At 70.2% G+C, this 22882-nt stretch carries 26 protein-coding genes; 3 read left to right on the top strand and 23 right to left on the bottom strand.

The window, feature by feature from the left end; all coding sequences use genetic code 11:
- Nucleotides 1-160: 160 nt before the first annotated feature.
- The 11 genes from OJI97_RS17965 to OJI97_RS17920 all read right to left on the bottom strand — a co-directional run bounded on the left by OJI97_RS17965 (nucleotide 161) and on the right by OJI97_RS17920 (nucleotide 9309).
- Complete coding sequence (locus OJI97_RS17965) at nucleotides 161-1273, bottom strand: OmpA family protein (RefSeq protein ID WP_297665768.1); 1113 nt, start codon at nucleotides 1271-1273, stop codon at nucleotides 161-163.
- 130 nt (nucleotides 1274-1403) lie between these two features.
- Nucleotides 1404-1856 carry a DUF2793 domain-containing protein gene (locus tag OJI97_RS17960; RefSeq protein ID WP_297665766.1) on the bottom strand — a complete coding sequence of 151 codons (453 nt, stop codon included), beginning with the start codon at nucleotides 1854-1856 and terminating at the stop codon, nucleotides 1404-1406.
- A 10-nt stretch (nucleotides 1857-1866) separates the two neighbouring features.
- Entirely contained in the window at nucleotides 1867-4044 is a 2178-nt protein-coding gene (locus OJI97_RS17955; protein ID WP_297665764.1) for a phage tail protein, read from the bottom strand.
- A gap of 69 nt (nucleotides 4045-4113) precedes the next feature.
- The gene (locus tag OJI97_RS17950) at nucleotides 4114-4485 is read right to left on the bottom strand and encodes a peptidoglycan endopeptidase (RefSeq protein WP_297665762.1); all 372 of its coding nucleotides are present in this window, start codon (nucleotides 4483-4485) and stop codon (nucleotides 4114-4116) included.
- 115 nt (nucleotides 4486-4600) lie between these two features.
- The gene (locus OJI97_RS17945; RefSeq protein ID WP_297665760.1) at nucleotides 4601-5440 is read right to left on the bottom strand and encodes a DUF2163 domain-containing protein; all 840 of its coding nucleotides are present in this window, start codon (nucleotides 5438-5440) and stop codon (nucleotides 4601-4603) included.
- Nucleotides 5434-7755 (bottom strand): DUF2460 domain-containing protein, encoded by a 2322-nt coding sequence (locus OJI97_RS17940; RefSeq protein ID WP_297665759.1) that lies wholly within the window; start codon nucleotides 7753-7755, stop codon nucleotides 5434-5436. The genes OJI97_RS17945 and OJI97_RS17940 overlap by 7 nt, the downstream gene beginning before the upstream one ends.
- Nucleotides 7755-7973: a hypothetical protein gene (locus tag OJI97_RS19050; RefSeq protein WP_367184788.1), complete on the bottom strand. Its 219-nt coding sequence runs from the start codon at nucleotides 7971-7973 to the stop codon at nucleotides 7755-7757. The genes OJI97_RS17940 and OJI97_RS19050 overlap by 1 nt, the downstream gene beginning before the upstream one ends.
- On the bottom strand, nucleotides 7970-8323 hold the full coding sequence (locus OJI97_RS19045; RefSeq protein ID WP_367184787.1) for a hypothetical protein: 354 nt from the start codon (nucleotides 8321-8323) through the stop codon (nucleotides 7970-7972). The genes OJI97_RS19050 and OJI97_RS19045 overlap by 4 nt, the downstream gene beginning before the upstream one ends.
- Nucleotides 8316-8474: a phage tail assembly chaperone gene (locus OJI97_RS17930; protein WP_297665770.1), complete on the bottom strand. Its 159-nt coding sequence runs from the start codon at nucleotides 8472-8474 to the stop codon at nucleotides 8316-8318. The genes OJI97_RS19045 and OJI97_RS17930 overlap by 8 nt, the downstream gene beginning before the upstream one ends.
- Before the next feature lie 119 nt (nucleotides 8475-8593).
- Nucleotides 8594-8905, bottom strand: coding sequence for a gene transfer agent family protein (locus tag OJI97_RS17925; protein ID WP_297665758.1), 312 nt, complete (start codon nucleotides 8903-8905; stop codon nucleotides 8594-8596).
- A complete protein-coding gene (locus OJI97_RS17920) occupies nucleotides 8902-9309 on the bottom strand; it encodes a phage major tail protein, TP901-1 family (RefSeq protein WP_297665756.1) in 408 nt (135 codons plus the stop codon). The genes OJI97_RS17925 and OJI97_RS17920 overlap by 4 nt, the downstream gene beginning before the upstream one ends.
- 46 nt (nucleotides 9310-9355) lie before the next feature.
- On the opposite strand from OJI97_RS17920, the gene OJI97_RS17915 reads away from it, so the two are divergent.
- Nucleotides 9356-9694 (top strand): hypothetical protein, encoded by a 339-nt coding sequence (locus tag OJI97_RS17915; RefSeq protein WP_297665754.1) that lies wholly within the window; start codon nucleotides 9356-9358, stop codon nucleotides 9692-9694.
- Nucleotides 9695-9917: 223 nt separating this feature from the next.
- Here the strand turns inward: OJI97_RS17915 and OJI97_RS17910 are convergent, their stop codons facing one another.
- The 12 genes from OJI97_RS17910 to OJI97_RS17855 form a co-directional block, all read right to left on the bottom strand.
- Nucleotides 9918-10313, bottom strand: a complete 396-nt coding sequence (locus OJI97_RS17910) for a DUF3168 domain-containing protein (protein WP_297665752.1) — start codon at nucleotides 10311-10313, stop codon at nucleotides 9918-9920.
- Nucleotides 10310-10855, bottom strand: a complete 546-nt coding sequence (locus OJI97_RS17905) for a hypothetical protein (protein ID WP_297665751.1) — start codon at nucleotides 10853-10855, stop codon at nucleotides 10310-10312. Before OJI97_RS17905 ends, OJI97_RS17910 begins: the two co-directional genes overlap by 4 nt.
- Nucleotides 10855-11136 (bottom strand): hypothetical protein, encoded by a 282-nt coding sequence (locus OJI97_RS17900; RefSeq protein WP_297665749.1) that lies wholly within the window; start codon nucleotides 11134-11136, stop codon nucleotides 10855-10857. The genes OJI97_RS17905 and OJI97_RS17900 overlap by 1 nt, the downstream gene beginning before the upstream one ends.
- Before the next feature lie 31 nt (nucleotides 11137-11167).
- The gene (locus OJI97_RS17895) at nucleotides 11168-11323 is read right to left on the bottom strand and encodes a hypothetical protein (RefSeq protein ID WP_297665747.1); all 156 of its coding nucleotides are present in this window, start codon (nucleotides 11321-11323) and stop codon (nucleotides 11168-11170) included.
- Nucleotides 11320-13005, bottom strand: coding sequence for a tail fiber domain-containing protein (locus OJI97_RS17890; RefSeq protein ID WP_297665745.1), 1686 nt, complete (start codon nucleotides 13003-13005; stop codon nucleotides 11320-11322). Before OJI97_RS17890 ends, OJI97_RS17895 begins: the two co-directional genes overlap by 4 nt.
- Nucleotides 13006-13219: 214 nt before the next feature.
- On the bottom strand, nucleotides 13220-14362 hold the full coding sequence (locus OJI97_RS17885; RefSeq protein WP_297665743.1) for a phage major capsid protein: 1143 nt from the start codon (nucleotides 14360-14362) through the stop codon (nucleotides 13220-13222).
- 5 nt (nucleotides 14363-14367) lie between these two features.
- On the bottom strand, nucleotides 14368-14814 hold the full coding sequence (locus OJI97_RS17880; protein ID WP_297665741.1) for an HK97 family phage prohead protease: 447 nt from the start codon (nucleotides 14812-14814) through the stop codon (nucleotides 14368-14370).
- A complete protein-coding gene (locus OJI97_RS17875; protein WP_297665739.1) occupies nucleotides 14811-15128 on the bottom strand; it encodes a DUF6127 family protein in 318 nt (105 codons plus the stop codon). The genes OJI97_RS17880 and OJI97_RS17875 overlap by 4 nt, the downstream gene beginning before the upstream one ends.
- 24 nt (nucleotides 15129-15152) lie before the next feature.
- Nucleotides 15153-16259, bottom strand: coding sequence for a phage portal protein (locus tag OJI97_RS17870; RefSeq protein WP_297665737.1), 1107 nt, complete (start codon nucleotides 16257-16259; stop codon nucleotides 15153-15155).
- An 83-nt stretch (nucleotides 16260-16342) separates the two neighbouring features.
- Nucleotides 16343-16642 carry a GIY-YIG nuclease family protein gene (locus OJI97_RS17865; RefSeq protein ID WP_297665735.1) on the bottom strand — a complete coding sequence of 100 codons (300 nt, stop codon included), beginning with the start codon at nucleotides 16640-16642 and terminating at the stop codon, nucleotides 16343-16345.
- Nucleotides 16643-16810: 168 nt separating this feature from the next.
- Nucleotides 16811-18121 carry a terminase family protein gene (locus OJI97_RS17860; protein WP_297665733.1) on the bottom strand — a complete coding sequence of 437 codons (1311 nt, stop codon included), beginning with the start codon at nucleotides 18119-18121 and terminating at the stop codon, nucleotides 16811-16813.
- On the bottom strand, nucleotides 18118-18603 hold the full coding sequence (locus OJI97_RS17855) for a hypothetical protein (RefSeq protein WP_297665731.1): 486 nt from the start codon (nucleotides 18601-18603) through the stop codon (nucleotides 18118-18120). The genes OJI97_RS17860 and OJI97_RS17855 overlap by 4 nt, the downstream gene beginning before the upstream one ends.
- A gap of 342 nt (nucleotides 18604-18945) precedes the next feature.
- On the opposite strand from OJI97_RS17855, the gene OJI97_RS17850 reads away from it, so the two are divergent.
- Both OJI97_RS17850 and OJI97_RS17845 read left to right on the top strand, forming a co-directional pair.
- Nucleotides 18946-21126 carry a S9 family peptidase gene (locus OJI97_RS17850; protein WP_297665729.1) on the top strand — a complete coding sequence of 727 codons (2181 nt, stop codon included), beginning with the start codon at nucleotides 18946-18948 and terminating at the stop codon, nucleotides 21124-21126.
- A complete protein-coding gene (locus OJI97_RS17845; protein WP_297665727.1) occupies nucleotides 21123-22769 on the top strand; it encodes a M20/M25/M40 family metallo-hydrolase in 1647 nt (548 codons plus the stop codon). Before OJI97_RS17850 ends, OJI97_RS17845 begins: the two co-directional genes overlap by 4 nt.
- The last annotated feature ends 113 nt before the right edge of the window (nucleotides 22770-22882 follow it).

The raw sequence follows: 22882 nt of genomic DNA, 5'->3' as shown, positions 1-22882 counted from the left end.
CTGGGGTCCCGCTTTCGCGGGAATGACGAAGAGAGGGGCCCCCCCCACCTTCGCAGCGGATCAACGGCGTGTTACGCGGACATGCCATCGCGCAAAAAGAAAGGGCGGCGCCTTGCGGCACCGCCCTCCTTTTCTTCATACCCGAACCGGGTAGGAAATCTTAGTTGCCCGAACCCGGACCGTACTTGATTTCCACGCGACGGTTCTGGTCGTTGCGGACGCCATCGGCGGTCGCGACGGCCGGACGGCTTTCGCCGAACGCTTCCGCCGAGATCGAGCCATCCGAGATGCCACGCGCAGTCATGTAGCTGCGGACCGCATCGTTGCGGCGCTGCGACAGACCGACGTTGTACTTGGCCGAACCCGAACGGTCGGCGTGACCGGCGAGCCAGACCTGCGTACCCGAGCAGCCACGGTTGTAGGCGCTGATCGCATTGTCGAGCGTTGCAGCCGCTTCCGGCGTGATCGCCGACTGATCCCAGTCGAAGTACACGATATACGGCCCGGGCTCGCACACGGCCGGAGGCGGCGGCGGCGGCGGGGGAGGCGGGGGAGGCGGCGGCGGGGGCGGGGGCGGAGCCGGCGGCGGCGGCGGCTCGGCGCCACCGAAGTTGTACGTCAGCGTGCCCAGGATCGAGTGCGACCGGAAGCGCGTCGAAACGTCGCGGCCAGCCTGATCGACGAGGTCGAGATTGCTGGCGTTGAAGAAACGATACTTCAGGCCGACGTCCCAATTCTTGGTCAGCGGAGCGCGAACGCCCGCGATCGCCTGCCAGGCAAAGCCGGTGTCCGAATCGTCGAGGAACGGACCGGCGAAGACCGGCTCGACCGAAACGCGCGCGACGCCGACACCGCCGCCGACGAAGCCCTGCAGGCCATCGTCGTCACCGAAGTCGAGCAGACCGTTGACCATGAAGCTGAGGGCGTTCGAATCGCCGTTCAGCGGGGTCGTGCCGGTGAAAGTCCCGGTCCCGTTAGGGAAGCTCGGAATACCGGGCGTCGTGAACGTGCCCGACTTGATGTCGGCTTCGCGATAGCCGACTTCGACTTCCGCGCGGAAACCACCGAAGTCGTAACCGACGGTGCCTTCGACATCATAACCCGCACGATGATCGAGCGTACCAGCGTTATTGACGGCGCCGATGTCCAGATCGATATCCTCGACCAGCATCACACCACCACCGACACCAACATACCACGAGTTGTCGCGCGCAAGGGCCGGCGACGCAAGGGCAGTGGAGGCCAACGCCACAGCGACGGCAAGCTTCCTCATAGTAAATTCCCCTTTCAATTGAGATATACGTCTCGACAGACGTCCTACGCGTGCCTTTGGTTCCGCGCAAGCCAACAAATCGTTAATCTGTTGCCAAAAAGTCGCACTTGCGACGAGAATATCACCGAAATCATCCTGAAATCAGAAGGCCCTGCGCTTCGAGAAGAATGACCAGGGCAGCAATTGCGGCACGCGCTTCGGCGTCGATCGTCGTGCCACCTTCCGGATTCGCAAGCGCGTCCGGAGCGGTCCATGCGCCCGCCGCGTAACGCAGCCACGCGCCGTCGCTCAGCCGTGCGACCCGCATCCCCGGACGCGGCGCTGCAAAGCGCCAGCCGCCGTCGCACCATATGGCGATCGCGTCCGCCTGCCCGGCCCAGTCGCCGCCGGCCCCCGCGCCGACCAGCCAGCATTGACCCGCGGCCGGCGACGATGGCGGGGCCGTGAGGGGGCCGTCCTCGATCGCGGCATGGACGAGCGCGTCGAGCAGCACGAGCGCCTCATTATGCGTCACTTCCTTTTGCGCCTGCGCCATCGCCAGCAGCGGAAGGGCCAGGCGCGCGGTTCGGGTCGTTTCGGTCATCGGGTCATCCTCATTCGGTCAGGGGCAGGAGCAGCGGCTCGGACAGCGCGAAATCGCCGGCCTGCCGGATCGAAAACACGCTTTCCGGGGCCAGCGCGGCCCAGGTCGCAGCGTCGAGGGTGAGCGACGGCGACGCGGTCTCCCACGGCCCGATGCCCATTACCGCGGGCTCGACCGCGACCCGCCAAGCCTCGCGGCCTTCGCCGAGCGGGACATCGACATGGTCGCGCCAGCCGGCATCGGTGCGGGTGCGGCGAATCCAGCGAAGCTCGACGCCGCCAGCGCCGTCCCGCCGGATGGCGCCATGGACGGGCGCCAGCGGGACCAGCGCCTGCCGCGCCGCGGGGACCGGGACGGCGTCGATGGCGGTCTCCGACCGGGACGCCCATTGCAGAATGGCGGCGCCCGCTTCGGCGAACCGCGCCAGATCGTCGGGGATCGGCAGCAACGCCGGGTCGTCGAGCAGGACGAAGGGCGTGCCCGCCGCCCGCGCGGCCGCCGCGGTTCCGTTCCGCCCGCGCAACAGGTTGGAAAGTCGCCATGTCGCCGGCCCGATCATCTCGGCAAGGCCGAATTGCAGCAGCTCGTCGCCGGCCATCGCGCGGTTCGCGCCGCCGAGCAGCGCGCGCTCATCGACCGATTCGAGCGTCATCGACGGGTTGATCAGCGTCACCATCAGCACGCTCGACCGGTCGAAAAGCAGCGTTCCTCCCGCCGGCAAGGCCGCGCCCAGCACGCCCAGCGCGGCCGCCGGGCGCGCGGTGCCGAACGCGATCGGCTCGGCGTCCGTCTCCGGCTGAAACCACAGGTCGGCGCCGCGCCAGCCGTCGTTGCTGCCCGCCGCCGCGACGATCAGCCGCGGCGCCGACGCCGACGCCGCCCCGATATTCGGCAGATCGAACAGGCGTACGCTCGCTTCGGCGTCGGGCCAGTCGGGACTGCCGACCGGAAGCCCCGGGTCGGCCGCCATGACTGCGGTCGATGCCGGCTGAAACCGCCGCAACTCGATCGACACGCCGCTCCCGCGCACCGTCCGCGATGCGACGCGCCAGACTCCGCCGTCCGTCCATGCGATCGGCCCGCCGACGGGCAGCGCCAGCGCGGCGAGATCGCCCGCCCAAATCAGCGTCTCGCGCCCATCGGCGGCGGCCGCCGCCAATGCGCGCGCCAGCGCGCGTGCCGATCCGGCGGAAAGCACCGCGGGCAGATCGATCCGCTCCTCGCGCGCTCCCCCGCCCGCGACCGCCGCCGCCTGCTGGCCGAGCTGATAATCGCGTTCGGGTTCATAATGGCGCAGGCGGATCGTTCCGGGGAGCGCGGACAGCGGCGCGCGCCGCCGCTCGCTGCAATCGGCCGGCGTCAGCACCCGCGCCGCTTCGCAGAAATCGCTGAAGGCCGATGGATCCGGCGGGATTTCGGCCGGGGCGAGCCGCCAGCCAGCGGGATCGCTCACCAGCCTCGTGCCGTCGATCTCGAACAGCGGCGCCAGCGCGTCGCGCACCCGATCGCCCGATGCCGCATAGCCCGCGATCGGCCAGCGCCCGCCGCAACGCCCGGCCTCGCCAAGCAGCGCGTCGCCGACGCCCCCCGCATCGACCGCGCCCGCATCGGCCTCGACCTCGAAGGTCAGCGACGGAATGCGATTGCCGAACGCGCCCAGTTCCAGCTCCTCGAACACGGCGTAGGACAGCCCGCGAAACGCGCTCGCCGACGCGGCGCCGACCGCCGAGGCGATCAGCGGATCGACCGGCTGATCCTCGCTCCCGTCATACCAGCGAAAGGTGCAGCGCTCCTGGAACGACCCGCTCGATCCGCGCAGCAGATTGCCGTCGGCCCAGATCCGCCGGATCGCCCCGACCCGCCGCGACGACAGCGCAACCGCCAGCGACACCGCATAACTATATTCGGTCGTCGACGGCCGCCCCTTGCCGCCGCCGCGCTTGTTCCGGCGTTCGATCAGGTCGGTCGCCCAGATCACGCTCCCCGCGACGCGCATCGTCCCGAACAGCCCGGGAATCTGCTGGCCATAGGTCGAGGCCTGCACCTTCAGGTCGGCCAGCCGCGGCCCCTCGCGCCCCTTGGGCTTGAAGATCGCGGCATCGACCTGCTGCCCGATCGCCGCGCCCACCGCCGCCCCGACCGGCCCGCCCACGATCCCGCCGACCACCGTCAGCACCAGAGTTGCCATGCCGATACTCCTGAAAACACCCTCCCCTCCCGCCTGCGGGAGGGGCAGCGAGACTTGCGAGCTTGCTCGCTAGTCGCAGCGGGGAGGGCAAAGCCGCCAGCGCACGGCCGCCATCGCCGCCGCATCCACCGGCGTCTCCACCACCCGCCGCAGCCCTGCATGGGCATGGACGAAACTCGCCGCCCCCATGACCCCCAGATGAAACTGCCCCGCCGCGAGCGCGATCAACGCGACATCGCCGTCGCGCCCATCATCCACCGGCGCAAACCCGGCGGCCGCTAAGGCCGCTTCGACCCGCTCGCGCGCCCACCCGCGCAGCGGATATCCCACCGGCAGAGGCCGCACGCATCCGGCCGCGGCATAAGCCGCCCACACCAGCCCGACACAATCGACCCCCGTCGCCGGATCGCGCCCCTGCGGCCGGAACCGCGCCCCCACCATCGCCCGCGCCGCCGCAAAGACACGCGCCCCCCATTCCCCCTCCCGCAAGCGGGAGGGGCAGCGAGCGTTGCGAGCTTGCTCGCTACGCGCAGCGGGGTGGGCCAGCGGCCTCACCTCACCCACCCGGATACCGCGTCAACAGGTCGTTCCCCGGCAGATGCGCCTCACCACGAAAATTGACCGCATTGGCAAAGCGCATCCGGCACGTCGCAAGCTGCTTGTCGCACCCTTCGACCAGCCGCACCCTGAGCGGCAGCACGGGCAGCACCGGCGGCATCTCCGCCAGCGTCAGCACCGCCCCCGCCTCCGCGATCACCGGGCTCGACAGCCCGCACACCGCGCCCTCCATCCACATCAGCTCACCGAACGCCATGGCGCCCGCCGCCACGGCGGCGTCGAGCGTCACCGCGCGCCCTTCGACCGCCACCACCCGCCGCCTGTGCGTGCGCGGCGCCAGATCGACCCGGCACGCCGGGTCGCCCAGCATCGCGCGGCACGACGGCGAGGTCGCCGGACACGCCGGTCCATCGAGGACGCGCGTCACGCCTTGCACTTCTGCGGTGAACGCCGCGCCGCGCCGCTCGACCGCGCCAAGCGACCCGCGCGCCACGACGACCGGCGCCGCATCGGGCGCGCTCCAGTCGGTGACGAACAGCTCCACCGCTGCCCCGTCCCAGCGGCCCGCATCGAGGTCGTCCGCCGCGATCGCATCGCTGGCGATCGCGCCCTCCAGGTCCATCGTCGCGGCGTCGATCTCGTCGCGCGTCTCGATCGCCGACGGCTTCATCCCCGGCGTGGCGCGATAGGGCATTCCCCCAACGATCAGGTCGCGGTCGTGCGAGGTCAGCCCGATCGCCACCCCGTCGCGCCGCGCCAGCCGCCAGCACCAGGCGAGCGTCACCAGCTCCTCGCGCAGCCAGCCGGGAGCTATTGTCGTTCCCTCAAAGCTCACCATGGCGCGCGCACCTCGACCAGTGGCACGCTCGCCATCTCGCCCGCCAGAAAGGTTGCGCGACTGACCTCGAGCAGATCCTCGGCAAAGCGCACCGGCACATCGAACAGAAAGCCCGCGCGCACCATCACTCCGACAGCAGGCGCCGCATCGAGCAGCACCTCGCCGTCCGCCGTCAGCGTGAACGCCGCCGTCTCGACTCCATCGACCGACACGCGCACGCTGCCCGCGACCGGCAGGCGGATCCGGCGCTCCTGCACCGCATCCCCCGCCCCATAGTGTTTGACCAGCGCGAACTGCCGCTGGCTCCCGTCGCCGATCCCCAGCAACTGGTCCGCCGCGCCCGGCAAGCCGCCATCCGCCGCCGACCCCTGATCGAACGGATCGCGAAACCGAAACCCCCGCGCCGCGCCCCTTCGCGCGCGAAAGAAATCGGCGAGCGTCCGCACATCGGCCTCCGACCGGACTCCCGGCCCCGCGTCGTAGCGCATCCGCGCCTCGGCCCATTCGCTCGCGCGCTGTTCGTGCCCCGAGGGCGAACTCACGATCTGGGTCGAAAATTCGGTCTGGACCATCGCCTCGCGCCCGATCGCGATCGGAAAGTCCACCGCATCGAAAGCCTGCACGTCATCCTCCCCGTCAAAAGCCACGAACCCGTCGCGCGCGACCTGCGGCAGCGCCCACAGCACCACCCGCGCCACCCCCGCGCGCCGCGCCGCATCGGCCGCCGCGGCAATCGCCTCCCATTGCCCGCGATCCTCGGGCGCCAGCACGAACCCCACAAAATAATGCTGATCGCCGACCGGATAGCCGAGCCGCATCGCCATCGCGGTCCGCGCGCCCGCCGTGGCCGCCCCGCGCCCGCCGGTCACCCAGTCATAATCCTCGAGCTGCAACACATCGAAAGCCGGCGCCGCCCACCCCGTCGGCACATTGGCGCGCCGAAGCTCGGGCGCTTCGGGATCGAGCACCGTCGGCAGATAGACGAGCAGATGGCTCGTCAGCCCCGCCGCCCCTGCCGCATCGCGCGCCGCCGCGACCAGCGCCGCGGTCGATGTCGCCAGCAGCGCCCCCAGCGCATCGAGCATCGCCCGCTGCGCCGCCGTCAGGCTCCCGCGCACATCGGGAATCGCGACGCTCGCCCCGCCCAGCATCGCGCTCGTCGCGGCGTCATAAGCGAACAGCCGCCCGCCCGCGCCGACCCACCACCAGGGCTCGCCGACCTGAAACTTGACCGCCAGCCCCGCCTCGACCGCGAAACCGACGAAATCCCGCGCGACGAGCTGCAGATATCCCATCGCCTCGGCATTGGCGGGCGAAAGCAGAGTCGATGGCGGCTCCCACCCGGTCAGCGCGGGCGCCCCGTCGGCGTCGCGCTGCTTCCAGTCCTCGGGGCAATAGGCATCGAACAATTCGTAGGAGAGAGACCAGATCAGTCCCAGTCCCGCGCCCGCGCATTCGGCCGCCAGCGCCCGGTGCCACGCCGCCGCGGGCGCATTGACCGCCCCGCCCGCGACGCTCGCCCGAAACGCCGCTCCCTCGGCCGCGAGCCGCATATAATGGCTCATCCCGACATAATGGACGACATCGCCGCGATAGCCGAGCTGGACGATCTGGCGCACCAGCCGCGCCGGGGTCAGATGATAGCTGTCGTCATAACCGTTCGCGATCCCCAAGCCCTGCTCGGGCAGCACCGCGTCGCCGATCGCCAGCACCGATCCCGACCCCGAACAGGCGATGCCGCTCATTTCGGCCCACCCCTCGGCGGGCTCCGCGAGCACGCCCTCGCCGCCGTCATAATCCGGCGGCACCAGCGAAACGAACATCCGGTCGATGTTACCCGCCCACACCGGATCACCCTCGTCGGGCAGCAGGAAGCCACCGGTGAGCGCATCGAAATCGAGCGTCACGACCGCATCCTCGGGCGTCCCCGCCGCATAATTCCACAGCCGCACATACCAGGCGCGCGGATTCCCGGCGGCATCGCGTCCCTCGATCGTCAGCGTTGGCCCGTGCAGCGCGTCGAGCGGCTTGACCCCGCCCGACCGCCAGCGAAAGCGAAGCTGGCTATGCCGGAAATCGCGCTTCGTCCCATAGGCGAGCAGCGGATGATCCCAGCGATCCTCGGCCTCCCAGATCAGCCCCGCCAGATCCTGCTTGCGGTAGAAGACCGCCTCGACCCGCAGCGCATCGGGCGCGGTCGCCGTGACCGCCGCCATCATCGGCCGCGCGAAATCGACCGTCCAGAAGCGCGGATCGAAGCGCTTGATCCAGGCCTTGCGGTGATGCGGCTCGGCCGCCACCAGCGCCCAGCCCATCACGCGTCCTCCGCGGCCACCGCGCGCCGCACCGCGCGCGCGAGCTGCCGCCCGGTCTGCGCCAGCCGCTGCGGCTCGCTCGCGCCGTCGCCGCGGACGTTGACCGTGATCGCGATATTGCGCACCGCGCCGCCCGCCGCCTCGACGCGGCCGCTCGCGGTCGGCACGAACCATTCGGGGCCGCGCTCGCCGACGCGATAGGCGCGCCCCGCGCTCACCGGCCCGCCGGTCGCGCGTCCCGGCGCCCGAACAGCGCCGAGGCCACCGATGCGCCGAGCGACAGCAACCCGCCGCTGCCCGACCCCCCGCCGCCCAGCGAGCTGAGCCCGTTCGCAATCGCCGCCCGCGCGATGTCGGCCATCACCGACAGGGCGATCCGCTTCAGATCCTCAAAGCCCAGCTTGCCGCTGACGATCGCGCGCGACAGCGCCCGCTCGATCGCCTGCCCCGCCCGCTCGGCCTCGCTCACCAGCGGCCCGCCGATCTCCGCGCGCAGCGCCGCGATCTCGCGGCGAAAGCCGGCGGCATCGCCGCGCAGCGTGCCGAACATCTCGTCGATCTCATCCATCGGGACATTGCTCCATCATCATCGCGAGCCCGGCGCGGTCGACCCCGCCCACCTCTTCCTCCGCGCCCCAGCCCGCCAGCACCGCCGCCACATCGGCCGGCGTCGCCGCCCAGAAATCGTCGGGCCGCCAGCCCAGGATGCGCGCCGTCACCCCCAGCAAAAGGATCGCTGCCTCGCCAAAGGCCCCCTCCCGCAAGCGGGAGGGGCAGCGAGGCTTGGCAGCTTGCTGCCTAGCCGCAGCGGGGTGGGTCATCTCCGCGCCATCCACCCTCACCGCCCCTGCAATATCTGCCCCAGCAGCACGCGCAGCGCCGGGGTCGCCGCCGCCAGCCCGCCGGCGACCACCGCCTCGCCGACCGCCTCGCGCGTCAGCGTATCGGGCCGATCCCGCACACAATGCCAGAACAGCGCCGCCATCTCGCCGAGCCCCAATCGCCCGTCGGCCGCGCGCTCGACCAGCGCGAACAGCGACCCCAGCTCGCTCTCCGCGGCAACGAGCGCCGCGAAACTCGGGCGCAGCACATAAGGCGCACCGCCGACGCGCAGCTCGGCCTCGCCGCGCAAGGCATTGGCCCCGCTCACAGGCTCACCACCGGCCCGCTCGATTCCAGGCTGAGCGTGTAATTGCGCTCGCCATTATAATCGCCGGCATAGTCGAGCCGCGTGACCAGAAAATGCCCCCGCAGCCGATCGCCGCTCTCGAAGCTCAGCTCATAATCGTCGATCGCGCCCGACAGCGCATGGCCGCGCAGCCGCGCCTCGGCGGCCGACCCGGTAAAGATCCCCGCCGCGCTCACCGAAACCGAGCGCACCCCGGCGCCCGACAACAGCTCGCGCCAGCCGCCCGAATCCTTGGTCGTGACGTTCACCGCCTCGCCGTTCACCGACAATTGGGTGGTGCGCAGCCCCGCCACCGTCGCATAGGCGGGCGGCGCCGCTCCGTCGCCGATTTTCAGCAGAAAAGCGCTCCCATTTTCGATTGCCATGGTCTAAACCTCCTTTGAAAAATCACTGCAAACGGGGAGTCGCAGGATGCTCATCACCAGCTTGCTCTTGGCCACCATGGCGCCGGCAGGGACCGGCACCGTCGACACGACGCGCGCCGCCTTCACCAAATGCCTGCGCGGCCATCTGAAGAAATCGCTCGATGCCAAGATGGGCGAGGCCGAATATGAAGTATCGCTCAAGGGCGCCTGCGACGCCGAACGCGAAGCCTTCCGCGCCGCGGTCACCGCGGCCAATGCCGCGAGCGGCTATTCCGCCGCGGACGCCGCCGACAATGCCGAAATGCAGATCGAGGATTATCACGCCAGCTTCACCGACAAGTTCGCCGATTATTCCGCGAGCAACACGAGGCCTGCCGACGAATAACGCCGGCTGGTCTGTTAGAGCCCGCTATGGGGTGGGAAGCGGACGGTGAGGGATAGCGCTACTTTCCCCTCCCGCAAGCGGGAGGGGCAGCGAGACTTACGAACTTTGTTCGTTAGTCGCAGCGGGGTGGGCCATTGCAACCTCGCTGCCCACCCCCGACCCCTCCCGCCTGCGGGAGGGGAGAGAAGCGTCCGCAATCGCTCGAAACCTGCCCTCCTCACCCCTAACCCCCCGCAAGGCACCGGCACCGCACGACCAGCTCCCGGCGCCACCTGCCCTCGCGGGCCAGCGCGAAGCGCGTCCGCACGATATGCGCGCTGATCACGGTCCAGCCTTCGGCCGCACCGCGCAGTTCCGCCGCGACCGCCTCGACCCGCGCCGCCGCGCGGTCGTCCAGGCTGTCGCCGACCCCGTGCAGCGTCACCGTCAGCCGGATTTCGCATCCCGCCCGGTCCTTGGTCCCCCAGTCGCCGCCCTCGGCCGCGCCGACCGATACGCAGGGCAGGCTCGCGCGCGGCGGCATTCCGTCGAAGACGCCGTGGACCGATCCCGCCAGTTCGGCATCGGCGGCAAGCAGCGCGACGGCTTTCGCGCGCAGCGCCTGCTCCGCCGTCCTCATGGCCTTCCCCCCAGCGTCAGCCGCCGCCACGGCTGCCACAGCGCCGCGATCGCCGCCGGCGGGGCGCCGCCGCTGCCGTCGCGCGCCTCGTGCAGATGCTGCGTCATGCGCAATATGCCTTGCCGGATCGCTTCGGGAATCCCGTTCGCCCCGGCCGCCATTCCGGCGCGAAAGGCGATCCGCGCGCGATCTGCATCGCCGCGTTCATGGATGGCGATCGAAGCGGTGCCGTCGCGCGCGATCTGTGCGCGATAACCCGCTTCGTCCAGCACGGTTTCGCCACCCCCCGGCAGCAGCAGCGCGACCGCGTCGATCGCAACGACGGGGCGCACCCCCGGCCGCACCGTGCCGCAATCCAGCGGCACGATTTCCTCGGCGGCGCGGACGATCAGCCACTGGCCGATGAACGCCTCGCAGATATTGGTCGCGGCGCGGATCAGTCCGGCAACGACGGCATCGTCGATCGTCGCGCCCAGCCGCAGCCAGCCGCGCGCCTCGTTCAGGCCGACGGCGCTCGCCCCCGGCAACAGACTTTCGGCCATCACCGTTCCTCCACCCGCACGGTCGCCGACCGCTCGTCGACCTGTCCGTCGCTCAGCGTCACCCGGTTGGTCACGCGATAGACCCGCCCGGCGACGCCGCCCGCCAGCGTCACGGTGGTCCGCGTCAGGCCGTGCGCGACCGCTGCCGCCGTCACGCCCTCCGCCTCCTCGGGCGCGACGCTCCACTCGCTCGCGAACACCGCCTGCCCGTCGGGATAGGCCGCCGCCCAGTCGAACTCGAACTCGATCCGCGTTCCCGGATCCTTCGCTATCATCGTCATCGCCTTTTCCTTCGCCAGGGCCCGGGACACGTCATGGTTTGCGCACGATGATCCGCCGCGCGCTCTCGCGGACGGGCGGCGGCATCACCTGCTCCGTCGCGGGTTCGGGACCACTCCATTCGCTCGCCAGCTCGCGCCGCGCGACATCGCTCAGCGCGCGCGACGACAGCGCCGATCCCCCCGTCATGCCGCGGCCTCCAGCGCGGCGATCCGCGCCTCCTGCGCGGCGATCAGGAACAGCGCGAGCTGGTCGGGACGGATGCCGAAACGATCGCCCGCCGCGCCGTCTTCGTCCCAGCCGTCGTGGCAGAGGAAGGCATAGGCGCTGCTCGGCGCCTGCCCCTCCACGACGGGATCGATCAGCCCCTCGTCGGCCATGATCGCCCACACCGCCTGCGCGCGCGCGCCGAAGTGCTGCCGCGCGCCCGCCGTTCCCTTGGCTGCGATGGCGTCGTTCCACTGATAGAAGCCCAGTTCGCCGACGATCCGCCGCGCGGCAGCCAGTTCGGCGGGCGACGGCGCCCCCCGCCATGACTTTTCGCGGGCATCCGACGTGTTGATCGTGCCGGTCCCGGCGTAAACGACCGACCAGCGGGTCGCGGCCGACCCCAGCGACTGGGCATTGTCGACATTGGGCGTCAGCAGTCCCGCGCCGTTGATATTGACCCGAACCGCGCCGCCGGCGACCAGTTGCAGGACGTTGCCGCCATTGCCCGTCAGCCCCGTATCGGGATCGTCGAGAAAGGCGATTCCGGGCGCGGTGCCCGTCCCGCGCGACATCGCGACGTTCCGGTTGTTGTCGATCAGCAGCGCGTCGACATTCTTGATCGCCAGCGACAGCTGCGCGATCCCCGACGAGGCGTTGACGTCGATCCGCGACAGGTTGCTGGCGTCGATATGGCGCATCATCAGATAGGGCCGGTTCGTCCCGGCGTCGAAACGCGACAGGAAGGACGGGCCGCCGTCGGCCGCCGAAAAGACGGTCAGCCGCTCGCCGAGCAACGGGGCCGACACGCCGATGCGCAGCCCGGTGCCGTCGATCGCCGCGATCTGGCTTCCCGCCGACAGGAATTGATGCGCCGATCCCGCTGCAACATCATATTGCAGCGCCGCCGAACTGCCGATCCGCACCGATGCCGACCCGGAAGCGGCGATGCTGAACCGTCCGGCGCTGGTCTGGACGTCCAGCTTGTTCGCGGGCGTCACGCCGATCCCGACATTGCCCGCCGCGTCGACGCGCAGCCGCTCGCTGCCGCCCGTCGCCAGCGCCAGGCAGTCGGCCGCGGCACGGAACAACCCGGTGTCGCCATCGGCGGCAAAGCCGATCGCGGGCGCCGCCGCGCTGCCGCCCGCCGCGGCGACCGGACCGCCGACCTGATAGCGTCCGGCGGCGTCGCGCCAGGCGAGCGCCGCCAGCGGCAGGTTCACCCAGCCGTCGCCGCGCCGCACCGTCACCCGGTCGTCGCCCGTGCCGGTCTCGGCGTCGGCGTGCGTCGTCGACAGCGGCTGCCTGACCGCCACCGCTCCCGCGACCGCCGACGCGGCCGCGTCACTCGCCGCGAACCAGCCGGCGCCGACGGTCAGCGCGATCGTCTTCAGCCCCGGCGCGAAATCGACCCGATCGCCGCCCGCGGACGACGCCGCGACGGTGTCGCGGACCAGCCGCCCGCTCGCGTCGATATGGCCAAGCCCGGCTTCCCACTGGCCCGGCTGTCCGATGCCGCTGACGGCATAGTGAAACATGGTGTCCGCCGGCACGATGTCGGCAAAGCGGCGATGGCCGGGCACCGCGCCGGTCGGCGTCAGCGGCCCGGTCCCGCCCTCCTGGCACAATTCGCGCACCAGATCGGCGAAAAAGGGATTCGGCATGGCAGGGCCATCCTTTCCAACAAATCCCCCTCCCCCGCGAAGGGAAGGGCTCAGAAGACTTGCGAACCTGTTCGCCAGTCAAGATTGGGTGGGGGTGACGGTCGCGCAGCGGCCGCCCGCCAAAGGCGCGCATCGCGGCGAACCTGTCGGGGCAGCGCCCGATCCGGTCCCGAAAGGGGTAGGGATACGGATCGGACGCCCCTCGCGCACCAGCTCAGCTGGCGGCGAATTTCATCAGCTTGATGGCCTGCGAATCGATGATCGCACCGCCGACCCTTTTGGTTGCATAGAAATGCACGAAGGGCTTGTTGCTGAACGGATCGCGCAGGATGCGCGTCTCGCCGCGGTCGGCGATCAGGTATCCGGCGCGGAAATTGCCGAAGGCGATCGACAGGCTGTTCGCCGCCACGTCGGGCATATCCTCGGCCTCGACCACCGGATAGCCGAGCAGCGTCGCCGCCTGTCCCTCGACCATCCCCGGCTGCCAGATGAAGGCGCCGTCGCTGGTCTTGAACTTGCGGATGCGCGCCAGCGTGTCGCTGTTCATCACCCAGCACGCGCCCTGACGATAGGGCGCTTTCAGCGCATGCACCAGCTCGACCAATTTGTCCTGCGGGGTCGCCGCCGGAAAGGCGCCCGCGGTCCCCGTCGCCAGATATTGCAGCGAGCCGAAGGCGCGCACGCCGTCGGCCTCGTTCGTCGCGGTATAGCTCAGGAAGCCCTTGGGCCGGTTGGTGCCGTTGCCGCTCACGAACGCCGCACCCTCGGCGACCGCGAACTCGCGCCCCAGTTCCCCGGCCAGCCAGTCCTCGACGTTGAACATCGCGTCGTCGAGCATCGCCTGGCTCGCCGCCGGATTGGCATAAAGCTCGCCCGACGGCGGCGCGATCTCGGCAAAGCTGCGCGTCGCGGTCGCGGGGCGCGCGTCGGTCTCACCGACCCAGCCCGCGCCCATCGCTCCGGTCGCGATCAGCTTGCGATATCCGCTCGTCCCCGTCTGCACCACTGTCGCGATCGACCGGATCGGCGACAGCCCCTTCAACGTCGCCGCGATCGCGCCGTCGATCTCGCGCGGCACCGCATAGCCGCCCTCGCCGCCCGACGCCCCCGACAGGCTCTTCATCTCCACGCCCGCATCGATCCCGCGCCGGATATAGCGCTCGACAAAGGCGTCGCGCGCCGGATCGGCTGCGGCCTTCGCCCCGTCGAGCGGCAGCCGCGACGCCGCCACCGCCTGCGCGTCCACCTGCGCCTTCAGCGCTGCGACCGAGGCTTTCAGCTCATCGACCGCCTCCGCCGCCAGCACCGCATCGAACGCCCCGTCGAGCGCATCCGCCTTCATTTCCATATCGTCCATATTCGTCACTCCTTCACCACCTTGATCACCCGCGCCGCCGGCTGCATCGGCGCCGCCACCAGACTCACTTCGGCCAGGTCGAGCGCCAGCAGCTCGCGCGGACGATCCCCGCGCGACGCCCGCACCCGGTACCCGAACGACAATCCCGTCAGCGCCCCGCGCGCGACCAGCCCCGCCGCCGTCGGATGCGTCACCCGCGCCACGACACGCAGCCCGCGCGCATCCTCCGCCAATGTCTCGATCACCCCGATCGCCGCGCCCGCCCGGTGCTGCCACAGCAAGGGCACGTCGCGCCCCGCCGTCAGGCTCGCGGCAAACGCCCCCGCGCGCACGACATCGCCGCCCCGGTCCACCCGGTCGAACACCGACGCATAGCCCGCGAACCGAACCTCCCCCTCCCGCAGGCGGGAGGGGGCCGGGGGGTGGGCCAGCGGCCTAGCGCCGCCCCTCATTTGAGCAGCCCCGCAAAGCCCAGCTTCATCGCCAGCCCGACGACGAGCAGCGCCAGCATCCCGCGCACCGCCCAGTCGATCACCGCCGCCCACACGCTCTTCTTGGCGTCGCGCCACGCGCCGAGCAGCTGGCGCAAATCGCTCACATCGTCGCGCGCCGCCGCATCGGCGAGCCCCAGCCGCGCTAGCGCCCGCCGCGCCCCCAGCTCGCTCGCCTCCTCGACCAGCGCCCGCAGCACCGCCGCGTCGCCCGCACCGGACGCACTCGTCCCCGCCAGCGCGATCAACCGCGCCAGCGCCTCATCCTCATCCATGTCCGATCTCTCCTTTTCGGTGGATCATTCCACCCCCAGCAGCGCCTTCTTCTCCTCGGCCGTCAGCCAGTCCGCCGCCGACACCTCGCGCCACAGCGCCATCCGGTCCTCGACCAGCGCCGGCACCCGATCCAGATCGACGCGCAAATCCGCCCCGTCGAGCCACCCGCTGAGCCCCTGCGAAATCGCCCCCAATATCTTCGCGCAGAGCGGCAGCACCGTCAGCCGCCACAGCGCGCGATTGGCCTCGCGATAATTGGCATAGGTCGCATCCCCCGGCAGCCCGAGCAGCATCGGCGGCACCCCGAACGCCATCGCGATCTCGCGCGCGCTCGAATCCTTCAGCGCCAGAAAATCCATCTCGGCGGGCGACAGCGACAGCGCCTGCCACTTGAGCCCGCCCTCCAGCAGCAGCGGCCGCCCCGCATTCGCCCCGCCCGCGAAGCTCTCCGCCAGCTCCTCGCGCAGCCGGTCGACCTGTTCGGCCGACAGCGGCATGCCTTTATCGCCCGGATCGTGGACCAGCGCCCCCGACGGCCGCGCCGCATTCTCCAGCAAGGCCGCGTTCCACTTCGCCGCCGCATTATGCGCCGCGACCGCCCCCGCCGCGGCGCCCAGGCACCCCGCGCCATAATGATCGTCGAGCGGATGCAGCGCCTTCACATGCACCAAGGCAACCCGCCCCGCGCCGTCCTCGGCGGGCAGCACCGCCGTCGATCCGCCCGCCTTGTAGCGATAGGCGACCGGCCACCCCCGCGCGTCGGCCTCGACCGTCACCCGCTCGGGGCGCAGCGCGAACAGTTCCGCCGGCGTGCCCGCGCCATCGGTCAATATCTGCACATAGCCGTTGCCATGCAGCAGCAGCTGCGCCGCGAGCGTCTCGACCAGCCCCTGCCCGCCCGAGGTCGCGGCGACGAGCGCCGCCAGCCCCGGATCGCTCGCCGCCACCGGCGCCGACCCCGCCGCCTCGGCGACCAGCCGCACCGCCCGCTGGACGATCGCATTGCCCAGATACCCCGCGCGCACCTGCGCCTCCCACGACAGCGGCGCGGGCGCGCTCCAGTTTCCATACACACGCGACAAAGCGGGCCGCGCAGTCCCCTGCGCGGCCTTGCGGCCAAACCAGTTCATAATGATCTCCTACCCGTCGCGTCGCGAGGCCGCGCTTCCAACCCACGTCACCCCGGGCTCGACCCGGGGTCCCGCTTTTTCCTTCAAACCAGCGAGTCGAACAAATCCCGCCAGTCCGGATTGCCCCGTTCGATCAAGTCGAACTTCCAATGGCGGTGCCAGCGTTTGATGCGTTTCTCGTGAGCGATGCAATCAGCGATGTCGTCGCCACGCTCCGCCCAGACCAGGCGCACGAGCCCGTAGCGCGTACAAAAGTCCGACCCGGTCCCGCTGCGGTGCTGATGGATGCGGGCGGCAAGGTGCGACGTAACGCCGACGTAGATCGTGCCGCGATAACGATCGGCCATAATGTAGACCCAGCCACCCTGCCGCTCCCGCTCCATCGCTCAGGCATCCGAAAAGCGGGACCCCGGGTCAAGCCCGGGGTGACGAAAGTGGGGGTCAATCCGAACCGTTATGGATCCGTCCCTACCCGTTATCGTCACCCCGGACTTGATCCGGGGTCCCGCTCCTCGTCAAAGCGCGACGGTGGAGCGAGCGCCAATCCCAATTCAAACCCGCCGCACCCCCGGCCCCTTCCCCAACCTCAGCCCGTCCAGCAACGCCGCCAGCGCCCACACGCAGGCGTCGGCCCGGTCGGGCGAGCGCCCCGGTCCGGCATAGCCGCCGCCGACCTGCAATCCGCAAAGCTGATCCTCCAGGCTCTCGAACACCCCCGCATGAACCACCTGCCCGCGCTCATAGGCGAGCGCGACCGGTTCGGCGCGCCGCGCCTTGCCGATGCTCGCGTGCACCGCCACCACCGGCAGCGTCACATCGGCCTGGCGCAGCGTGCCCGCGACCATCTCGCCGCCCATATTGCTCTCCGCGACCACCCGCTCGGCGCCCCAGCGCGCCGCCGCGCCCGCCACCGCCTGCGCCCAGACATGCGGCGGCGGATTCTCCACGCTCGCATCGTCGACCACCGCCAGCCGGCGATCGCGCAGCAGCGCCGCGACGACGATCCCGCAAGCGTCGCCGGTGCTGGTCGCCGGCGGATCGACCCCGATCACCACGCGCACCGGCCCGGCCGCCGCGCCGGCATCGACCCGGCACCGCTCGACCAGCCCGCGCGTCCACAGCGCGCCCTCGACATCCTCCAGCAACTCGCCGTCGAGCTCCTGCCGCCCGAGCCGCGTCCCGCCATAGATCGCGCTCATCGTCGCCAGCCATTGCGGCGACAGGTTGAGCCGGTTGCTCCGCGTCCCGCCGCCGGTCGTCGCGACGCCCTTCTCCTTCATCAGCCGCCGCACCAGCGGCACCCCGCGCGGGGTCGTCGTCGCGACAACGCGCGGCCGCTCGCCGATCCGCATCGTCAGCATCAGATTGTCCCACGCCGCTTCGCCTTGCGGCCATTTCGCGATCTCGTCGCACCAGGCGGCATCATGTTGGGGGCCGCGCAGGCTGTCGGGCTCGGCCGCCGAATAGAGCGTCGCGACGGCCCCGTTCGCCCAGCTCAGCCGCCTGAGGCTGCTTTCATAGTCGGGCCGCGTCTGCGCGGGGGCGATCGCCAGCAGGCCGCTCTCGCCCTCGACCATCACCTGCCGCGCCTCGTGCAGCGATGCCGCCACCAGCGCGATCCGCGCCCCCGGATGGGTTTCGGCGTGGCGGCGCACCCATTCCGCACCGGTGCGCGTCTTGCCGAACCCGCGCCCGGCCAGCAGCATCCAGACGTGCCAGTCGCCCGCGGGCGGGCATTGATCGGCGCGCCGCCACCAGCCCCAGTCGGTCAGCAACCGCACCGCCGCGTCGTCGCGGAGCCTCTGCGCCCACGCCGCGAAAGCGGCTGGGGGCATCTCCAGCAGCTCGGAAAGCCGCTTCAAAGCCCGCGATCCCCATTCTCTTCAGCGCCGCCTTCGGCCGCCGCCGCCTGCGCCCGCATGGCGTCCAGCTTCGCGGTCAGCCTGGCCTTGGCGTTCCCTTTCGGCTCGATAGTCGCGGCCGGAAGCTTCGCTCCGCGTACCGCCGCGCGATGCGCGGCCAGCAGCGACAGGCCGAGCCGATATTTTTGCGCCCGCGACTTCAGCGTCGAATCCTTCACATTGCCCGTCGGCGCGATCAGCGCCTCGGACAGCAATTCGGCCTCGAGCCGGGCAAACCCCTCGCACAGCGCCTCATGCCAGCGCGCCGCGAATCCGGCGTTGCGGCGCCGCTCGCGATACATGGCATTCGCCGCGATCCCGGCCGCGCGCGCCGATGCCGCGACATTCGAGGATTCCGCCAGCGCGTCGAGAAAGACGTCCATCTGCCGGCGGTCCGGGCGCGCCGCGCCCATGCCGCCCTTTCCCTTGCCGATCCGTCCCATCGCCAACCTCCCAAAAGCATAAGAGCCGGAACACCCTCCCGCATCGGAAGGGCGCCGGCCCGAATCGCAATTCTTCATGATGCGATACTTGTGCCAGAACAGCGTAACGATGTCAATAGAAATAACCTATATGGTTATCAGATAACGGAGACTATCCTTCATTCGTCACCCCGGACTTGATCCGGGGTCCCGCTTTTCGAGGTTGCCGAGCGGGACCCCGGATCAAGTCCGGGGTGACGATCATGACAGGCCTCTGCCCTTTTCCCGCTCCCCACCCGATTGACGCCCCGCGCCAGATGGTTACACCTTCAACCATTCACCGCAAAAAGGGGCACTCATTCGATGCGTAAACTCGCCTTGCTCGGCGCGAGCCTTCTCACTCTCGCCGTCCAGCCGCTTCTCGCTCAGGAAAGCCCCCCTTCCGAACCGGCGGCGGCGCCCGCGGCGGCCGAAGACGCTGCCCCCGCCCATGGCAGCGCGCGCACGGGACCCGAACGCCGCTTCACCGGCGAGGATCTGTTCAACCTCGCCGCCGCCGCCGATCCGCAGATCAGCCCCGACGGGCGCCGCATCGCCTATGTCCGCCGCGCCAACGACATCATGTCGGACCGCGCGGTCAGCAGCATCTGGCTGCTTGACACCCAGACCGGCGCCGAAATCCCCATCGCGGGCCGCACCGGCGACGCCTTTTCGCCGCGCTGGTCGCCCGACGGCAAGCGCCTCGCCTATGTCTCGACCGAGGGCGGCGGCGCCCAGCTCTGGGTGCGCTGGATGGACGGCGGCGAAGCGGCGAAGCTGACCGGCCTGCCGACCAGCCCGTCGGGCATCGCCTGGTCGCCCGACGGCCGCTCGATCGCCTACACGATGCTCGTCAAGGACGAGGCGCCGAGCTTCGGCAAGGCCCCCGCGAACAAGCCCGAGGGCGCGAAATGGGCCGAACCGCTCGAGGTCCACGAGCTCCTCGCCTACCGCGCCGACGGCCAGGGCTATATCGAACCGGGGTTCGAGAAGATCTTCCTGGTGTCGGCGACCGGCGGCGCCCCGCGCCAGCTCACCTTCGGCCCCTATCACGACGGCGGTCCCTTGAGCTGGTCGCGCGACGGGCGGGCGCTCTATTTTAGCGCCGACCGCCGCCCCGACTGGCAGAGCGATCCGCTCGAAAGCAATATCTACGCACTCGACGTTGCCGGCGGCGCCGTCACCCAGCTCACGACGCGCAAAGGCCCCGACGCGAACCCGCTCGTCTCGCCCGACGGCCGGATGATCGCCTATGTCGGCTTCGACGACCGGCTGCGCGCCTATGAAAATACCGGCCTTTACGTCATGAACCGCGACGGATCGGGCAGCCGCCGCCTCGCCGCCGACTGGGATTACAGCATCGACGGCGCCGCCTGGGACGCCGACGGACGCGGCCTCTATGTCCAATATGACGATCGCGGCGAGACCAAGGTCGCCCGCATAGGCCTCGACGGATCGGTGCGCACCGTCGCGACCGGGCTTGCGAACAGCGATTTCGACCGTCCCTATTCGGGCGGCAGCTTCTCGGTCGCCGATAACGACGCGATCGCCTTCACCGCGGGCACGTCCCAGCGCCCGGCCGAGGTCGCGCTTGCGGCGGGCGGCAAGACGCGCACCCTCACCGATTTGAGCCGCACCCTCGCCGCGACCAAGGCGCTGGGCGAGGTGCGCAAGATCAGCGCGGCGTCGAGCTTCGACGGCCTGTCGATCGACGGCTGGCTGACGCTGCCGCCCGGCTATCGCGAGGGGCAGCGCGTGCCGCTGATCCTCGAAATCCACGGCGGCCCCTTCGCCGCCTATGGCCCGCATTTCGCCGCCGACAACCAGCTTTACGCCGCCGCGGGCTACGCCGTGCTCTCGGCGAACCCGCGCGGCTCGACCAGCTATGGCGAGGCGTTCGCGAACGCGATCGACAAGAACTACCCCGGCAACGATTATTTCGACCTGATGAGCATCGTCGACCGCGCGATCGAGCTCGGCATCGCCGATCCCGACGCGCTGTTCGTCACCGGCGGTTCGGGCGGCGGGGTGCTGACGAGCTGGATCGTCGGCAAAACGGACCGCTTCAAGGCCGCCGTTGCCCAAAAACCCGTGATCAACTGGACGACGCAGGCGCTCACCGCCGACGGCCCCGCCTTCTTCGGCCGCTACTGGATGGGCGCGATGCCGTGGGAGAATCAGGCGACCTATTGGAGCCATTCGCCGCTGTCGCTGATCGCCAACGTCAAGACGCCGACGATGGTCGTCGTCGGCAGTCAGGATTACCGCACCCCGGTCAGCGAGTCGGAGCAATATTATACCGCGCTGCGCCTCCGCGGGGTGCCGACCGCGCTGGTCAAGGTGCCCGGCGCCAGCCACGGCGGCATCGCCGCGCGCCCGTCGCAGGCGGCCGCCAAGGCTTCGGCGATCCTCGCCTGGTTCGAAAAATACCGGAAGGGCTGGACCCCGCCCGCCGCCGACGCACCCACACCGTCCTCGCCCGCTTCGGAAGCCCCTCAGCCATGATCCTGCGCCCCGCTCTTCTCGCCGCCACTCTCCTCGCCGCGCCCGCCGCGGCGCAGGACATCAGCGCCGCCAACCTCACCGACACCGTCCGCACCCTCGCCTCGGACCAGTTCCAGGGCCGCGCGCCGGGAACGGTCGGCGAGGAGCGGACGATCGGTTATCTGATCGGCCGGCTTCAGGCGCTCGGGCTCGAACCCGCGGGGCCGGACGGCGGCTGGACGCAGCCGGTGCCGCTGCTCCACACCCGCCTCGGCACGCCGACCACGCTTGCCTTCGACCGGGACGGCACGGCAACCCCGCTCCGCCTCGGCACCGACATCTATGTGTCGAGCCAGCAATCGAACGACGTCGCCGCGATTGACGGCGCGCCGATGATCTTCGTCGGCTATGGCGTCCACGCCCCCGAACGCGGCTGGGACGATTTCAAGGGCGTCGACCTTCGGGGCAAGGTCGCGGTCTTTCTCGTCAACGACCCCGATTTCGTCGCGACGAAGGGCGACGACAGCTTCGGCAAGTTCGGCGCCCGCACGATGACCTATTACGGCCGCTGGACCTACAAGTTCGAGGAAGCGGCGCGCCGCGGCGCGATCGGCGCGCTGATCGTCCATGACACCGACGGCGCGGGATACGGCTGGAATGTCGTGAAGAGCCCCGGCGGCGAAAACTACAGCCTCGTCGTTCCGCCCGAAAAGATGACCAGCCTCGCATTGCAGGGCTGGATTTCGGGCGACACCGCGACGAAGCTGTTCGCGGATGCCGGGCAGGATCTGGCAAAGCTCCGCGTCGCCGCGCGCCGCGCCACCTTCCGCCCGGTCGACCTCGGCACGGCCTTCGATGCGGCGATTCCGGTGACGCACGAAGTGGTGCAAAGCCAGAATGTCCTCGCCAAAATCCCCGGCGCCCGGCGCCCCGACGAGGTGGTGATGTTCGGCGCGCACTGGGACGCCTATGGCGAGGGCAAGCCCGACGAGCAGGGCCGCATCTATCGCGCCGGAGCCAATGACGACGCGCTCGGCGTCGCCGCCCTGTTCGAGATCGCGCGCGGCTTCAAGGCCGCCCCGCCGCCCGACCGCACCCTCCTCTTCGCCTTCTGGACCGCCGAGGAGCGCGGCCTGCTCGGCTCCGAAGCCTATGCGCAGGCGCCCGTCTATCCGGTCGAAAAGACCGTCGCCAACCTCGGCATCGACATCCTCCAGACCGCGGGCAGCGCAAAGGACGTCATCCTCGTCGGCCAGGGCCAGGGCAGCCTCGAGGACGACCTCGCGCGCGTCGCCGCCACCCAGGGCCGCACCGTGTCGGTCGAAAGCCTCCCCGAACGCGGCCTCTTCTTCCGCGCCGACCATTTCAGCATGGCGAAACGCGGCGTCCCCGTCCTGCTGATGATGGGCATCGCCGGCGCCTCCGACCTCGTGAACGGCGGCAAGACGGCGGGCCAGAAGTGGGTCGATGACTATACCGGCAAATGCTACCATCAGGCCTGCGACGCCTGGGACGCGAGCTGGAATCTCGACGGCGCGGTTCAGGATATCCAGATTTTTTACCGGATCGGTGATGAGCTCGCACGCTCGGCCAAATGGCCGCAATGGAAACCCGGCAGCGAATTCAAGGCGATCCGCGACCAGAGCGCCGCAGCGCGGGAATAAGCGGCCGCTTCCGACCTGAGACCGACCCATCTTATATCGTCATCCCGGAATTTATCCGGGATCAATTCTCTCAGCGCCGGACGAATGGATCCCGGATCAAGTCCGGGATGACG

Origin of the sequence: Sphingopyxis sp. (assembly GCF_025869345.1) — a bacterium.
In the GTDB taxonomy this organism is placed as follows: Bacteria; Pseudomonadota; Alphaproteobacteria; order Sphingomonadales; family Sphingomonadaceae; genus Sphingopyxis.
This window is presented reverse-complemented; position numbering and strand designations above follow the sequence as displayed.

What these genes read in the sequence shown, in the direction of transcription:
- OJI97_RS17965 (WP_297665768.1), bottom strand. Translation starts at nt 1,273, where the DNA reads ATGAGGAAGCTTGCCGTCGCTGTGGCGTTGGCCTCCACTGCCCTTGCG.
- OJI97_RS17960 (WP_297665766.1), bottom strand. Translation starts at nt 1,856, where the DNA reads ATGACCGAAACGACCCGAACCGCGCGCCTGGCCCTTCCGCTGCTGGCG.
- OJI97_RS17955 (WP_297665764.1), bottom strand. Translation starts at nt 4,044, where the DNA reads ATGGCAACTCTGGTGCTGACGGTGGTCGGCGGGATCGTGGGCGGGCCG.
- OJI97_RS17950 (WP_297665762.1), bottom strand. Translation starts at nt 4,485, where the DNA reads ATGGTGGGGGCGCGGTTCCGGCCGCAGGGGCGCGATCCGGCGACGGGG.
- OJI97_RS17945 (WP_297665760.1), bottom strand. Translation starts at nt 5,440, where the DNA reads ATGGTGAGCTTTGAGGGAACGACAATAGCTCCCGGCTGGCTGCGCGAG.
- OJI97_RS17940 (WP_297665759.1), bottom strand. Translation starts at nt 7,755, where the DNA reads ATGGGCTGGGCGCTGGTGGCGGCCGAGCCGCATCACCGCAAGGCCTGG.
- OJI97_RS19045 (WP_367184787.1), bottom strand. Translation starts at nt 8,323, where the DNA reads ATGGATGAGATCGACGAGATGTTCGGCACGCTGCGCGGCGATGCCGCC.
- OJI97_RS17920 (WP_297665756.1), bottom strand. Translation starts at nt 9,309, where the DNA reads ATGGCAATCGAAAATGGGAGCGCTTTTCTGCTGAAAATCGGCGACGGA.
- OJI97_RS17915 (WP_297665754.1), top strand. Translation starts at nt 9,356, where the DNA reads ATGCTCATCACCAGCTTGCTCTTGGCCACCATGGCGCCGGCAGGGACC.
- OJI97_RS17910 (WP_297665752.1), bottom strand. Translation starts at nt 10,313, where the DNA reads ATGAGGACGGCGGAGCAGGCGCTGCGCGCGAAAGCCGTCGCGCTGCTT.
- OJI97_RS17905 (WP_297665751.1), bottom strand. Translation starts at nt 10,855, where the DNA reads ATGGCCGAAAGTCTGTTGCCGGGGGCGAGCGCCGTCGGCCTGAACGAG.
- OJI97_RS17900 (WP_297665749.1), bottom strand. Translation starts at nt 11,136, where the DNA reads ATGACGATGATAGCGAAGGATCCGGGAACGCGGATCGAGTTCGAGTTC.
- OJI97_RS17895 (WP_297665747.1), bottom strand. Translation starts at nt 11,323, where the DNA reads ATGACGGGGGGATCGGCGCTGTCGTCGCGCGCGCTGAGCGATGTCGCG.
- OJI97_RS17890 (WP_297665745.1), bottom strand. Translation starts at nt 13,005, where the DNA reads ATGCCGAATCCCTTTTTCGCCGATCTGGTGCGCGAATTGTGCCAGGAG.
- OJI97_RS17885 (WP_297665743.1), bottom strand. Translation starts at nt 14,362, where the DNA reads ATGGACGATATGGAAATGAAGGCGGATGCGCTCGACGGGGCGTTCGAT.
- OJI97_RS17880 (WP_297665741.1), bottom strand. Translation starts at nt 14,814, where the DNA reads ATGAGGGGCGGCGCTAGGCCGCTGGCCCACCCCCCGGCCCCCTCCCGC.
- OJI97_RS17875 (WP_297665739.1), bottom strand. Translation starts at nt 15,128, where the DNA reads ATGGATGAGGATGAGGCGCTGGCGCGGTTGATCGCGCTGGCGGGGACG.
- OJI97_RS17870 (WP_297665737.1), bottom strand. Translation starts at nt 16,259, where the DNA reads ATGAACTGGTTTGGCCGCAAGGCCGCGCAGGGGACTGCGCGGCCCGCT.
- OJI97_RS17865 (WP_297665735.1), bottom strand. Translation starts at nt 16,642, where the DNA reads ATGGAGCGGGAGCGGCAGGGTGGCTGGGTCTACATTATGGCCGATCGT.
- OJI97_RS17855 (WP_297665731.1), bottom strand. Translation starts at nt 18,603, where the DNA reads ATGGGACGGATCGGCAAGGGAAAGGGCGGCATGGGCGCGGCGCGCCCG.
- OJI97_RS17850 (WP_297665729.1), top strand. Translation starts at nt 18,946, where the DNA reads ATGCGTAAACTCGCCTTGCTCGGCGCGAGCCTTCTCACTCTCGCCGTC.
- OJI97_RS17845 (WP_297665727.1), top strand. Translation starts at nt 21,123, where the DNA reads ATGATCCTGCGCCCCGCTCTTCTCGCCGCCACTCTCCTCGCCGCGCCC.